The 14,450-nt window shown below is 36.8% G+C and carries 16 protein-coding genes; all 16 read left to right on the top strand.

Annotated features, from left to right (window positions below; all coding sequences use genetic code 11):
- The first annotated feature begins 5 nt into the window (after positions 1–5).
- The 16 genes from FG383_RS17650 (at position 6) to FG383_RS17575 (ending at position 14,080) form a co-directional block, all read left to right on the top strand.
- Entirely contained in the window at positions 6–368 is a 363-nt protein-coding gene (locus FG383_RS17650) for a response regulator (protein WP_093263185.1), read from the top strand.
- Positions 340–1,059, top strand: coding sequence for a flagellar biosynthetic protein FliO (locus tag FG383_RS17645; protein WP_142608719.1), 720 nt, complete (start codon positions 340–342; stop codon positions 1,057–1,059). Before FG383_RS17650 ends, FG383_RS17645 begins: the two co-directional genes overlap by 29 nt.
- Positions 1,052–1,717 (top strand): flagellar type III secretion system pore protein FliP, encoded by a 666-nt coding sequence (fliP, locus tag FG383_RS17640; protein ID WP_142608718.1) that lies wholly within the window; start codon positions 1,052–1,054, stop codon positions 1,715–1,717. Before FG383_RS17645 ends, fliP begins: the two co-directional genes overlap by 8 nt.
- Positions 1,718–1,729: 12 nt before the next feature.
- Entirely contained in the window at positions 1,730–1,999 is a 270-nt protein-coding gene (gene fliQ / locus FG383_RS17635; RefSeq protein WP_093263173.1) for a flagellar biosynthesis protein FliQ, read from the top strand.
- A gap of 4 nt (positions 2,000–2,003) precedes the next feature.
- Positions 2,004–2,780, top strand: a complete 777-nt coding sequence (gene fliR / locus FG383_RS17630) for a flagellar biosynthetic protein FliR (RefSeq protein WP_142608717.1) — start codon at positions 2,004–2,006, stop codon at positions 2,778–2,780.
- 1 nt (position 2,781) lies between these two features.
- Positions 2,782–3,867 (top strand): flagellar biosynthesis protein FlhB, encoded by a 1,086-nt coding sequence (gene flhB, locus FG383_RS17625; protein ID WP_142608716.1) that lies wholly within the window; start codon positions 2,782–2,784, stop codon positions 3,865–3,867.
- A gap of 24 nt (positions 3,868–3,891) precedes the next feature.
- A complete protein-coding gene (gene flhA, locus FG383_RS17620) occupies positions 3,892–5,925 on the top strand; it encodes a flagellar biosynthesis protein FlhA (protein WP_142608715.1) in 2,034 nt (677 codons plus the stop codon).
- On the top strand, positions 5,922–7,037 hold the full coding sequence (flhF, locus tag FG383_RS17615; protein WP_142608714.1) for a flagellar biosynthesis GTPase FlhF: 1,116 nt from the start codon (positions 5,922–5,924) through the stop codon (positions 7,035–7,037). The genes flhA and flhF overlap by 4 nt, the downstream gene beginning before the upstream one ends.
- On the top strand, positions 7,021–7,887 hold the full coding sequence (locus tag FG383_RS17610; RefSeq protein WP_142608713.1) for a MinD/ParA family protein: 867 nt from the start codon (positions 7,021–7,023) through the stop codon (positions 7,885–7,887). The genes flhF and FG383_RS17610 overlap by 17 nt, the downstream gene beginning before the upstream one ends.
- 55 nt (positions 7,888–7,942) lie before the next feature.
- A complete protein-coding gene (locus FG383_RS17605; protein WP_246097050.1) occupies positions 7,943–8,998 on the top strand; it encodes a protein-glutamate methylesterase/protein-glutamine glutaminase in 1,056 nt (351 codons plus the stop codon).
- Between the two features lie 14 nt (positions 8,999–9,012).
- Complete coding sequence (locus tag FG383_RS17600; protein WP_142608711.1) at positions 9,013–11,073, top strand: chemotaxis protein CheA; 2,061 nt, start codon at positions 9,013–9,015, stop codon at positions 11,071–11,073.
- A gap of 258 nt (positions 11,074–11,331) precedes the next feature.
- Complete coding sequence (locus tag FG383_RS17595) at positions 11,332–11,787, top strand: chemotaxis protein CheW (RefSeq protein WP_142608710.1); 456 nt, start codon at positions 11,332–11,334, stop codon at positions 11,785–11,787.
- 3 nt (positions 11,788–11,790) lie between these two features.
- Positions 11,791–12,420 (top strand): chemotaxis protein CheC, encoded by a 630-nt coding sequence (locus FG383_RS17590; RefSeq protein ID WP_142608709.1) that lies wholly within the window; start codon positions 11,791–11,793, stop codon positions 12,418–12,420.
- Position 12,421: 1 nt separating this feature from the next.
- A complete protein-coding gene (locus FG383_RS17585) occupies positions 12,422–12,919 on the top strand; it encodes a chemotaxis protein CheD (RefSeq protein ID WP_142608708.1) in 498 nt (165 codons plus the stop codon).
- A complete protein-coding gene (locus FG383_RS17580; RefSeq protein ID WP_142608707.1) occupies positions 12,919–13,218 on the top strand; it encodes a hypothetical protein in 300 nt (99 codons plus the stop codon). The genes FG383_RS17585 and FG383_RS17580 overlap by 1 nt, the downstream gene beginning before the upstream one ends.
- Positions 13,219–13,306: 88 nt before the next feature.
- On the top strand, positions 13,307–14,080 hold the full coding sequence (locus tag FG383_RS17575) for a FliA/WhiG family RNA polymerase sigma factor (RefSeq protein WP_425467664.1): 774 nt from the start codon (positions 13,307–13,309) through the stop codon (positions 14,078–14,080).
- The last annotated feature ends 370 nt before the right edge of the window (positions 14,081–14,450 follow it).

Genomic DNA, 14,450 nt, shown 5'->3' with positions numbered 1-14,450 from the left:
ATACTATGTCGAAAAGAATTTTAATAGTGGACGATGCAGCATTTATGCGCATGATGATTAAAGATATTTTATCTAAAAACGGGTTTGAAGTAGTCGGAGAAGCTGCTGACGGGGTACAAGCTATTGAGAAATATGCTGAACTGAAACCAGATTTAGTAACAATGGATATTACGATGCCTGAAATGGATGGAATTGCTGCATTAAAAGAAATTAAAGCAAAAGATCCAAACGCGGTTATTATTATGTGTTCAGCTATGGGGCAACAAGCAATGGTTATTGATGCTATTCAAGCTGGCGCAAAAGATTTTATCGTGAAACCATTCCAAGCGGACCGAGTAATTGAAGCAATTTCTAAAGCAATCGGGTAATACAATGATGAGGAAGTTCACCCTCGTCATTAGTATCATCACTATTTTATTTTTACTATTCGATCAAAACGTGTATGCGGCTATAGATCCGAATGAAAGTATTGAAGAATTTTATAACAAATCAAAGACGGACAGCACAGAAGAGCAACCTGCTTCAAATGTGGAACAAGAAGTCAATGAAGAAAGCACAGCGGATCCAGTGTCTGTAACTATTTGGGATTACGTAAAAATGATCTTCGCTTTATTATTCGTCGTGTTATTGCTGTATGGTCTTTTACGGTTTGTTAATAGTAGAAATAAAACGTTCCAACAAAATAGCCTAATACAAAATTTAGGTGGAGTTGGCGTTAGTCAAGGTAAATCTGTTCAGTTATTACAAGTTGGTAATTCTCTTTTTTTAGTAGGTATTGGTGAAGATATTACGCTATTAAAAGAAATAGAGGATCCCGAAGAAAAAGAGAAACTTACGAAAATATATGAAGAAAAACAAGATATCGTCGGAAAAACAGTTCCATACATAACAGAACTAGTTCAGCGTTTAAAAGAAAGTACTTCTTCTAAACCGAAAAGTAAAGACAAAAAAGATCCTTCATTTAACGAAACGTTCCAAAAAAAGTTACGAGAAGTTAAAAAAGACCGTAGTGATGTATTAGAGGATTGGAAGACAAAGGAGCGCGAAAAAAATGAATGATTTTGTCCAGTTCTTTTCGGACAGTGATCCATCTAATGTCTCTACTTCGATCAAGTTAATGCTATTGCTTACGGTCTTATCTTTGGCACCGAGCATTTTAATATTAATGACTAGTTTTGCTAGAATTGTTATTATTCTTTCCTTTGTACGGACGGCACTTGCAACACAGCAAATGCCTCCCAACCAGGTCATTGTTGGACTGGCGTTATTTTTGACTTTCTTCATCATGGCGCCTACCTTTCAGCAAGTGAATGAAGATGCCTTAACGCCACTTTTCAATGAAGAAATAACATTGGAACAAGCGTATGAAAATGCGAGTGGTCCATTTAAAGAGTTTATGAGCAAGCATACGAGGCAAAAAGATTTAGAGTTATTTTTACGTTATACAGAAGCAGAACGACCAGAAACGATTGAGGATATTCCGCTAACCGTAATGGTTCCTGCATTTGCCCTAAGTGAAATTAAAACGGCTTTTCAAATAGGGTTTATGATTTTTATTCCTTTTTTAGTAATTGATATGATCGTTGCCAGTGTATTAATGTCGATGGGTATGATGATGTTACCTCCTGTCATGATATCATTGCCGTTTAAAATATTATTATTTGTATTAGTGGATGGTTGGTATTTAGTAATGAAATCCATTTTACAAAGTTTTTAGGAGCTGATTGTCATGAATAATGAAATGGTAATTTCGATTGCGGAAAGAGCAATTTGGGTCATTCTTCTTGCATCAGGTCCTCTTTTACTAGTCGCTTTAATAACTGGTCTTGCGGTCAGTATTTTTCAGGCAACTACACAAATTCAAGAACAAACCCTTGCATTTGTTCCTAAAATTGTTGCTGTATTAGTTGCCATTGTTTTTTTTGGACCGTGGATGTTATCACAAGTAACATCGTATGCTGCGGATATATTTGAAAACTTAATACGATACATTGGTTGAGAATATGGAAGAAATTATACCTAGTTTAACTGTATTATTACTTATCATTGCAAGAGTTTCAGCCTTTTTCGTTACATTACCTCTTTTTTCGCATCGAACGATACCAGCAACACACCGGATCGCATTTGCGGTCGTCCTGTCATGGATGATGTATTATACGATGGATGTAGAACCATTTGAAGTAAATGGAGATTATCTATTATTGATCATAAAAGAAGTAATGGTTGGATTATTTATTGGTTTACTTGCGTATATCATTATGTCCGCTGTACAAATTGCAGGAGGATTCATCGATTTTCAGATGGGATTTGCGATAGCGAATGTAATAGATCCGCAAACAGGAGCACAAAGTCCTTTAATCGGTCAATTTTTAAACACGTTAGCGCTTCTTTTGTTGCTTGCTTTAAATGGTCATCATTTATTGTTAGATGGTATTTTTTATAGCTACCAATTTATCCCAATGGAGCTTGCATGGCCGGCTTTTGGACAAGAAAACTATGTCGAGTTTATTATGAAAACATTTGCGGGTATTTTTGCGGTAGCATTTCAAATGTCCATCCCAATTGTAGCAACACTATTTTTAGTAGATATTGCATTAGGTATTACTGCAAGAACCGTTCCTCAGTTAAATATCTTCGTTGTAGGTTTTCCGATTAAAATAGGTGTTAGTTTTTTAGTACTACTTATTATGATGGGCGTTTTAATGGCAGTTGTTCAAGAAATGTTTGAAATTATGGTCGTCAGTATGCGCGATTTAATGATCATTTTAGGAGGAGGCTAATATGTTCAAACTCCAATTAGACTTACAGTTTTTTGCAGGAGAAAAAACGGAAAAAGCGACCCCTAAAAAAAGACAAGATTCGCGTAAAAAAGGACAAGTATTAAAAAGTCAAGATGTAACGAGTGCTATCGTGTTACTTTCTGTGTTTTTGTTTTTATTTTTCTTTTCAGGTTTTTTACGAGCAGAAATTTTTTCTTTTTTTGACGTGACATTTACGAAATATATGTTAGTCGAAACGCTGACCATTGATACGTCTATTGAAATCTATAAGGATTTATTAATGGAAATGGCTGTCATTTTACTTCCAATCATGCTTGTAGCTGTTGTAGCTGCCGTAGCGGCAAACTTTTTTCAATTTGGATTGCTCTTTACTACGGAGCCACTGAAGTTTGATCTTAAAAAGATTGATCCGATCAAAGGATTGAAACGTATTTTTTCACTAAAGGCAATAATTGAGCTGTTGAAATCTATATTGAAAATTTCATTTATCGGATCGGTAACAACACTTATTTTATGGATGAATCTAGAACAAGTATTATCCTTATCCTTTAAAACAGCTTGGGATACATTATCGACTGTTGGTTGGCTAACGGGGATGATGGGAATAGCGGCATCTTGTGTGTTGTTATTTATATCCATATTAGATTTCTTTTATCAGCGATTTGACTATGAAAAAAACTTAAAAATGTCGAAGCAAGACATTAAAGATGAACATAAAAACTCCGAGGGAGATCCGATTATTAAATCTCGTATAAGACAAAGGCAAAGGGAAATGGCCATGCGTCGCATGATGCAAGAAGTTCCTACAGCAGACGTTGTTATTACAAACCCAACTCATTTTGCTATTGCGTTAAAGTACGATGATCAATCGATGGATGCCCCTATCGTTGTGGCTAAAGGTGCTGACTTTGTCGCTCAAAAGATTAAGTTAATTGCAAAAGAAAATGATGTCGTAATGGTTGAAAACCGGCCACTTGCGAGGGCGATGTTCGACCAAGTAGAAATCGGTCAACGAATCCCGGATGATTTTTTCAAAGCAGTGGCAGAAGTATTAGCCTATGTATATCGAATAAAACAAAAAATTTAAAGGCAAAGATTGAGGTGGAAGTATATGCAAATCCGCGATATATCCGTTTTAGCAGCTGTCATTTCCATTGTGGCTATGCTAGTAATACCTCTCCCTCATTGGTTGATAAGTTTTCTGATAATAGTTAATATTACCATAGCTTTATTAATATTAATGACTGTTATGAATATGCAAGAGGCTTTACAGTTTTCCGTTTTCCCCACTGTCGTTTTACTTGTAACTTTATTTAGACTCGCACTGAACGTTTCTACTACTAGAGCAATTTTAGCTGAAGGTGACGCTGGTAAAGTTGTGGAAACTTTCGGTACGTTCGTAACCGGTGGGAATATATTAGTTGGTTTAGTTGTATTTGCTATTTTAGTAATTATCAATTTTATTGTAATTACTAAAGGGGCAGAACGTGTGTCTGAAGTTGCCGCTCGTTTTACCCTTGATGCTATGCCTGGTAAACAAATGAGTATTGATGCAGATTTAAATGCTGGAATGATTTCGGAAAAAGAGGCGAGAGAAAGACGTGAAAAAGTAAGCGGTGAAGCTGACTTTTACGGTGCTATGGATGGGGCTACAAAATTCGTAAAAGGTGATGCAATAGCAGGCATAATTATTGTCATTATTAACCTTTTATTTGGTATTATCATTGGTGTTGTTCAATTTGGTCTTCCTTTCGCTGAAGCTGCGGTTCTTTTTTCTACATTAACTGTTGGTGATGGACTTGTTTCTCAAATTCCTGCATTATTAATCTCTACAGCAACTGGTATCGTTGTGACAAGGGCAGCATCTAAAGGTAATCTCGGTGGAGACATAACTGGCCAATTATTTAATCAACCAAAACTGTTGTATGTGGCAGCGGCTACTATAGCTCTTCTTGGTATTATTACTCCTATTGGAATATTATTGACATTCCCAGTTTCGATTGCACTGGCAATAGGGGCATATACGATGAGTAAAGCAAGTAAAGAAGATCCAAATGAAATAGAAGAATATGAAGAGGAAGTTGCGACGGATACGATGAAAAGTCCCGAAAATGTTATTAATCTATTAAATGTGGATCCGATCGAATTTGAATTCGGTTATGGACTGATTCCGTTAGTAGATACTGCACAGGGGGGCGATTTACTCGACCGAGTAGTTATGATTCGTAGGCAGCTAGCACTTGAACTTGGGGTTGTCATTCCGGTTGTTCGTATACGAGATAATATCCAACTACAACCGAATGAATATCGCATTAAAATAAAAGGAAATGAGATGGCAAGAGGAGAATTACTACTTGACCATTATTTAGCTATGAGTCCGGGAGACGATGATTCGATTGAAGGAATAGATACAATTGAACCTTCTTTTGGATTACCGGCAAAATGGATTACAGAATCTGTAAAAGAAGAAGCCGAAATACTTGGTTATACAGTCGTTGATCCACCTAGTGTTGTGTCTACTCATATGACAGAAATCATTCGAAATAATGCGCATGAATTATTAGGACGCCAAGAAACGAAACAGTTAATTGACCATATTCGAGAAACGTATCCGATTTTAGTGGATGAGTTGACACCAACACCTCTAACAGTTGGAGAAATACAGAAAGTTTTAGGTAATTTATTGCGTGAACATGTTTCAGTTCGTAATTTACCGATCATTTTTGAAACTTTAGCAGATTATTCAAAAATGACATCTGATGTCGATGTATTAACGGAATACACAAGACAAGCATTGTCTAAACAAATTACAGCTCAATATGCTGGAAATAATCATGTCTTAAAAGTTTTAACTGTGTCGGGTAGAGTGGAAAAGTTAATAGCAGATAGCATTCAGCAAACCGAACATGGAAACTATTTAACGATCGATCCAAATGATTCACAAGCAATTTTAGAGTCTATGGCGAGAGAAATAGAACGAGCATCGTTAATGGAGCAGTCGCCAATTATTTTATGTTCTCCTGCGGTACGCATGTATTTACGTCAAATGACAGAACGTTATTTCCCTCAAATACCGATTCTTTCCTACAATGAACTAGAATCATCTATTGAGGTACAAAGTGTTGGGGTGGTGAATATAGAGTGAAAATGAAAAAATATACAGCTAATACAATGCCTGAGGCGATGAAACTAATTCGAAAAGAATTGGGAGAAGAAGCGGTTATTTTAAATTCTAAAGTAGTTTACTCGAAAGGCTTCTTAGGTTTGTTTAAAAAGAAGTCGATAGAAGTATTAGCTGGAATGGATACAATAGAGAATCCGGTATCTACAATAGAAAAACCAATTTTTCAGCATGTACAAGAAGATACTAGTTCTGTTGTGATCAAAAAAGAATTAGAAGACTTGAAACAAATGGTTAAGTCGATCGGGCGTCCACAATTGAATAGAACCTATCCGGATGAACTAGAAGCTCTTATTCATCATTTGAAGGATCAAGAATTAGCAGAAGAGCTCATCACATCGATTAGTGATGAGCTTTTCGTGCACATGAAAAAAAACGAGGACTATATTTCGATAGAAGAACAGCGAAAAATGGCAAAAGACTACTTACTATCCCGGCTAGAGGCATTACCATTTGGTGGTATTTCGTATACGAAGAAATACATGAATGTACTTGGTCCAACCGGAGTCGGAAAAACGACGACCATTGCAAAAATGGCTGCTCGTGCCGTATTAGAGGAAAAGAAAAAGGTTGGATTTATCACGACGGATACATACCGAATTGCCGCAATTGAACAACTTAAAACGTATGCTGGATTGTTACAAGCACCGATTGAAATTGTCTATAATGAAAATGACTTGCAACAAGCAATGCATAAATTTGAAGCTTTAGATGTTGTATTTATCGATACTGCAGGACGAAATTATAAAGAAGGAAAATTTGTGGAAGACTTGCAAAAGCTTATTGATTTAAAAGAAAATACCGAAACATTTCTTGTATTATCATCTACATCTAAACAAAAGGATATGGAAGTAATCATTGAACAATTCAAAGATTTTCCGATTGAAAAGTTTATCTTTACAAAAGTAGATGAAACAAATTCTATTGGCTCTATTATTAATTTAATGGTTAAATATAAGAAGGGACTTGCTTACTATACGGATGGTCAAGAAGTCCCGGAGGATATCGTGGAGGCTAGTCTAGATGAATTACTCAATTTGTTTTTAAAGGGGATTCGTTATGAGAGATCAAGCTGAAGAGTTACGAATGCTAATGCTTCGAAGTCAACAAAAGTTAGGGCGATCTATTGCAGTTGTCAGTGGAAAAGGTGGCGTTGGGAAAAGTAATTTTTCGATGAATTTTACGACCATTTTAAGTGCAATAGGGAAAAAAGTAGTGCTAATCGACATGGATATCGGTATGGGGAATATTCATATATTGCTTGGAAAAACAGTTCCTACCAATTTGAAAGATTATTTAGTCGGAGAAAAAACGATCGAAGAGGTTATGTTTGAAGGGCCAAATAATTTTCAATACATTTCTGGAGGTTCTGGCCTTTCAGGAGTGATGGAGTGGGACGATAACATGTTCCATCGCTTAATCGAAGCGTTTGAATATTTACAAAAAAATTATGATTACATCGTGTTTGATATGGGGGCTGGTGCAACTAGTCAAACATTGGATTTACTAGTCTCTGTGGACGATATCATTGTTATTACAACGGCAGAACCTACTTCTATAACGGATGCCTATTCGATGATGAAGTTTATTTATTTTAAAGACCCAGAGAAAGACTTTTTTGTCCTTTGCAATCGAGCATTTTCGGAAGAAGAAGGGCTAGAAACAACGTCCAGACTAAAACTTGCAATGTCTAAATTCTTATCAAAAGAAATTGTTGTACTTGGCTCATTGCCAGAAGACCCAGTCGTACGTAAATCGGTGAAAGAACAAGTTCCTTTTTCGATTTTATATCCAAATGCTGCGATTTCGAAAAAGTTAACACAAATTGTGAGTAGCTTTGTTAATTTTAAAGTGGAAGAAGCGACGATACCAACCAACAGTACATTCATATCTCGATTGAAAAATCTATTTTCGAGGAGGTCATAAGCTAGTGGTTCTTTTGCCGAAAAAGAAGTTATTAATTGTTGATGACTCTGCGTTTATGCGTAAGTTGATAGGTGATTTTTTCAAAGAAAGTAATGTAATTGAAGTGGTCGGGATTGCACGCAACGGGAAAGACGCCATTCAAAAGATAAAAGCATTAAAACCTGACGTAGTAACGATGGATGTGGAGATGCCTGAAATGAATGGGCTAGAGGCATTAAAACGAATTATGGCAGAAACTCCTGTTGCGGTCGTGATGTTATCTAGTACGACGCAAAAAGGCACAGAAATCACGCTACAAGCAATGGGGTACGGTGCGGTGGACTTTGTCGCAAAGCCAAGCGGAACGATTTCATTAGATTTACATAAGATTAAAGAGGAACTTGTAGAAAAAGTAGAAAATGCAGCTAACGTTTCCATGAGTAAGTTAAATATAGTAACCCCTAAAGTTCCGACAACAATACTTAACTTGCTAGATAGAAAAATAGAAGCAGACAAAACAATTGGTGCAAAGAGAGTTTCTAATTGGAACAAAGCGAATAAAAAAATGGTATTAATCGGCACTTCTACTGGGGGACCGCGGGCATTGCAAGAAGTGATTACAAAGCTGCCAAAAGACATGCAAGCTCCGGTTCTCATTGTTCAGCATATGCCTGCAGGATTCACTAAATCTTTAGCTGAAAGACTCAATCAATTAGCTGAAATTGAAGTGAAAGAAGCAGAAAATGGAGATATTATTCGAAATGGTCATGCTTATATAGCTCCTGGTGGGTACCATATGAAGATTCATAAAATAGGAAGTACATATAGCATTGTTTTAGATAATGAAGAAGCCCCTAGAGCAGGACATAGACCAGCTGTAGATGTATTATTCGAAGATAGTAGTCACTATAATGATTTCGATAAAATTGCTGTCATTATGACAGGGATGGGATCGGATGGTTCTAAAGGACTTAGACAATTAAAGAAAAATGGAAATGTAGTAGCTATTGCTGAATCGGCAGCCACGTGCATTGTATACGGCATGCCAAAAGCAGCAGTGGAAACGAATTTAGTAAACGAAGTAGTAGACTTAGAAAATATCGCAAAAGCTATTATACAATATTTACCTTAAAGGGGTGTTAATGAATGGATACAAGTCAATATTTAGAAATGTTTATCGAAGAAAGTAAAGAACATTTACAAGCTTGTAATGAACACTTATTAGAATTGGAAAAAAATCCAGAAGATATTGCCATTGTAAATGAAGTCTTCCGTTCCGCTCATACGTTAAAAGGGATGTCTGCAACGATGGGTTACGAAGATATTGCAAATTTAACACATAAAATGGAAAACGTACTGGATGAAATAAGAAATAATCGTTTGCATGTAACAGCCGAATTACTAGATGTTGTGTTTACTGCAGTTGATCAGTTAGAAGAAATGGTACTAGATATTGCAGCAGGTGGAAATGGGAAATTAGATGTAGCTGATACGGTACAAAAATTACATGCAATTGAAACAGGTGAGGAAGTACCTGTTGCAGCAACTACTCTAGATGAGCCCGTTGCGATCGTTGCAACAACAGGGGATAATTGGTTGTCGTATGATGATTATGAATTAACGGTCATCCAACAATCATTAGAGCAAGACTATCAAACGTACGAAATTTCCGTTAAGTTACGGGAAGATTGTTTGTTAAAAGCGGCACGTGTTTATATGGTTTTTGAACTGTTAGAAAAAATGGGTGATGTTATTAAATCTTCACCGTCAGTAGAAAAGTTAGAGGCAGAAGATTTTGATGAAGTTTTCTATATCGCGCTTGTTACTACTGAGCCAAAAGACGATGTACAAAAGAAACTAATGAAAGTTTCAGAAGTTACGGAAGTTATCGTACAACCCGTCACTTTAGAGCAACTAAAAACACGCCAACATGATGAAGTAAGCAAAGTAGAGACGGAGCAAGTAGTCGTTCAATCGGACCACACACCGAGTCAGACTGTGGAATCGAAGCCAGAGAAAAAGGAGAAATCGCCTACTACAAAAGGTAATACTTCTTCTAATAGCAAAACAATTCGGGTAAACATTGAACGGTTAGATGTGCTGATGAATTTATTTGAGGAGTTAGTCATTGATCGTGGTCGATTACAGTCGATTTCAGAAGACCTTCATAATGCTGAATTAGATGAAACAGTTGAACGGATGTCTCGAATTACAGGAGATCTTCAAAATATTATTTTAAATATGCGTATGGTACCTGTGGAAACCGTATTTAACCGATTCCCACGAATGGTAAGACAATTAGCAAGAGATTTAAATAAGAAAATTAACTTAGAAGTAATTGGTGCAGAAACGGAATTGGATCGTACCGTTATTGATGAAATTGGAGATCCACTTGTTCATCTTATTCGTAATTCACTCGATCATGGTATTGAAAGCCCGGAAGTGAGACGGTCAAAAGGTAAACCAGAAGAAGGTACGGTAGTCCTTCGTGCGTATCATAGTGGGAACCATGTTTTTATCGAAATAGAAGATGATGGAGCAGGGATTAATCGTGAAAAAGTACTAAAAAAAGCAATTTCTAAAGGGATTATCAGTGAAGAGCTCGCTTTGACATTAACAGATAAACAAGTTGCAGAACTTATTTTATCTTCCGGTTTTTCTACAGCAGATGTCATTTCAGATGTATCTGGACGAGGTGTTGGTTTAGATGTTGTAAAAACAACGATTGAATCACTAGGTGGAACGATTGATATTTCTTCTACAGAAGGAAAAGGGTCCTTATTTTCTATCCAATTACCATTAACACTTTCTATTATTTCCGTTATGTTAGTAGAACTTGGAGAAGAAATCTATGCGATTCCACTTTCCTCGATTATTGAAACAGCTATTATTCGTTCATCTGACATTTTAAATGCGCACAATCAAAAAGTGATTGATTTCCGAGGAAAAGTCGTACCTTTAGTATTTTTAGAAGATGTATTTGAAGTTCCAAGAGAAAGTACAAAGGAAGAATTCCATTCGGTTGTCCTTGTTCGAAAAGGGGACAGATTAGCTGGGCTCGTTGTAGATTCGTTTATCGGTCAGCAAGAAGTTGTTTTGAAATCACTAGGAACATACTTAACGAGTGTGTTTGCTATTTCAGGAGCAACTATTTTAGGAAATGGGAAAGTAGCATTAATCGTGGATTGTAATGCATTGATAATATAAGAGTTCATCTTCATTCAGCAAATGTTCAAACGGCCGCTGAACGAAGATAAAGCCTCCGGCGGATGTCACAGATTTGCAAAAGGAGTCAAGGAAGGCAGTCTAAGTTCGCGACGTCCTGTCGCAACAACTGCAAAATCTTTTCTGCGACGAGCTTGCGCAGGAGCATGACCTATCTCCTGTAGGCCTCAAGCTCGATTCAAAATCTGGACGCAATTACGCCGAGGTGTAATTGATCTATTAGGAAGGATGCGAAACTATATGACAGAAGCTGTAGACGTTCAAAATTTAAAAGTAGTTGTTTTTCAATTGGCAGATAAAGAGTATGTTATTCCAGTCACGCATGTACAAGGAATTGAAAAATTTACGCATATTACGAGAGTTCCTAAAACACCCTCTTATGTAAAAGGAGTTATTAATTTAAGAGGGGTAGTTACACCAATTATTGACTTGAAAAAGCGTCTTGGACTTGGGGAAAGCGACTTGAATGAATCTTCCCGAATCATTATTATTACGTTAGAAGATATGGATGTAGGTGTCATTGTAGATTCTGCAAATGATGTATTAGACATTCCAACAGATTCGATAGAACCTCAACCAGAAGTAGTAGGCGGATTAGAGGAAGATTATATAGCGGGTGTCGCTAAATTGGACAGACGTTTGTTAATATTGCTACATATGAATCTAGTATTAAATCCGATAAAGTCAGGTGTTTAATGCATGTATGAAAAAAATATTACTTCCATGCATTTAGATGTCTTAAAAGAAATAGGAAATATTGGCGCTGCCCATGCAGCGACGGCACTTTCGACACTATTAAATAAAAAAATAGATATGAAAGTTCCAAAAGTAGAAATGGTTTCTTTCGATGATATGATGGATTTAGCAGGAGGTCCAGAAAACGTTGTTGCTGGTATTTACCTCCGAATTGAAGGAGATGTAACGGGGAGTATGTTTTTTATACTGCCTGTTGAGCAAGCTAATCAATTTATTAAGGCGTTAGTGCAAGATAGTAGTTTGGATTTTCAGACTGGGGAAGTTTCTGAGCTAGGGGTATCTGCCATGCAAGAATTAGGTAATATACTTTCCGGATCTTATTTATCTGCTCTTTCTGATTTTACGAGTCTCAAAATTTATCCAACAGTACCTGCACTAAGTGTGGATATGGTTGGAGCTATTGTTAGTTTTGGATTAGTGGAAGTGTCTCATGTTAGTGATTATGTAATCGTGATTGATACTGCGATTACTGAGGAAAATACACTGAACGGGGAAAGTGTGAAAGGGCATTTCTTCTTATTGCCTGACCCGGATTCATTTGAAGCTATTTTCACTGCTTTAGGAGTACATTAGTATGATTGGAACGGGTCAAGTAGTTAAAGTTGGAATTGCGGATATGAATACAGTGAAAGCTCCGGACACGATACGCACATCTGGTCTTGGATCATGTGTCGGCGTCGTATTATACGATGAAAGGTCTCAAACCGCTGGATTAGTTCATGTGATGCTACCAGATTCTAGTTTAGGTAGAACAGAAACGATTAATATTGCCAAATTCGCTGATACTGGTATACCAGCTATGATCGAACAGCTGAAATTAGAAGGGGTACAACCTTTTAGATTACGTGCAAAAATTGCCGGTGGTGCGCAAATGTTCCAATTTACTTCGGGTAAAGACACGATGCGAATTGGACCTAGAAATGTGGAAGCAGTGAAAGAATATTTAAAGAAATATTCGATCCCAATTATTTCAGAAGACACAGGTGGAAGTAGCGGGAGAACAATTGAATTTAATCCATCTACAAATCTACTAAATATTCGAACGGTGAACCAAGGAGTGAGAGATATTTAATGGTTGGTACGATTCTTTCAAATTTTTGGGTAGCCCTTATATCTTTTAGTGTTTACTTTTTCTCTTCCTATCCTTTTTTGGATGGGAAGAGTATACTGTGGAACGCAAGTATGCTAGCTCTCCTATTTTTCATATTAACGTTTATCGCCAGAGCAATCATTGCATTTGTGATGAAAAATCCGGTGAGTAGCGAAGAAGAAATGGCAATTGCTACTCCTAAAGAAATAGATTCGGTAGAGCCTTCTTCTGAAGAACTTGCGAATATTGTCAAAGCTATGTTAAATGAACAGGAAAAGTAGTGGGAGTCGATGTTTTCGACTCCCCTTTTCGTGTAGAAATTTGTTATAATATACATATTCATCAGATATATTGGAGAGGAGGGTAATGGTGGCAAAAGAAAATTCGACAGAGGAACAACTCCTTTGGAAGAAATGGATAGAATATAAAGATTCAGAGGCCGGAGATTTGCTCATACGAAAGTATACGCCCCTAGTTACCTATCATGTTCAGCGGATTGGCGCAAGCATCCCTAAAAATATATCGAGAGACGAACTGAAAAGCCTAGGCATGATGGGCTTATTTGACGCCCTTAATAAATTTGACTATTCGAGAGAGTTAAAGTTTGATACGTATGCTTCTTTTCGAGTTCGCGGTGCCATTATAGACGGTTTACGAAAAGAAGACTGGCTTCCCAGATCTTCAAGAGAAAAGGCGAAGAAATTAGAAGCCAAAATTGAAGAACTCGAACAACGATTGTTAAGACACGCTTCAGCAGAAGAAATAGCGGATTTTGTCGAAATGCCAGTAGACGATGTTTATCAAACGGTTCAAGAACATTTTTTTTCCAATGTATTGTCCATTGATGAACAATTGCAAGATAACGAAGAAGTAGAAGCTAAGTCATTTGTTATAAGAGATGATGCAAAAAAAACACCTGAGCAACAGATGGTGAAACAAGAATTACTTCGCGACCTTGCTAGCCAAATTCAGCAATTAAATGAAAATGAACAATTAGTTTTAAGTCTATTTTATACAGAAGAGTTAACATTAACTGTAATTGGTGAAATGCTTGGATTATCAACATCAAGAATTTCACAAATTCATTCAAAAGCTTTGTTCAAGCTAAGAAAGCTTTTAGCGAGTGAAATGATGAATGCTTAAGAAAAAAGAGTATAATGTTGTCTGTTTCTTAAACTATCATTAGTCATGCAATCTTGAGCTCCACCATTTACGCTTAAGATTTTACGGGATTGCATGTCTTTTAGTTCATTGAGTAAAAAGATGATTGCTTACAGTTTAGGTATACTGCGTGGTAAAAGACCTATTAGGTGACCGCTAGGATTTTCACTGCAGTCGTACGCTTTCCGCCGGGTGAGCGATGAGCCATCCCCGCCGCTTAGGCGTCGTGCACTGCACCCCATTTATTAGACACATGAATGGGATGTCATAATATGAGAAAACGATTTAGCTTAGAAGAAAAATATCAAGCTGTTCTGCTCTATTTATCCGGTCGTTATTCTTACCGCGAAGT

The sequence above is a fragment of the Psychrobacillus soli genome, from assembly GCF_006861775.1.
Classification (GTDB): domain Bacteria; phylum Bacillota; class Bacilli; order Bacillales_A; family Planococcaceae; genus Psychrobacillus; species Psychrobacillus soli.
The sequence above is the reverse complement of the archived record's forward strand: the minus strand, read 5'-3'. Positions and strand labels throughout refer to the sequence as shown.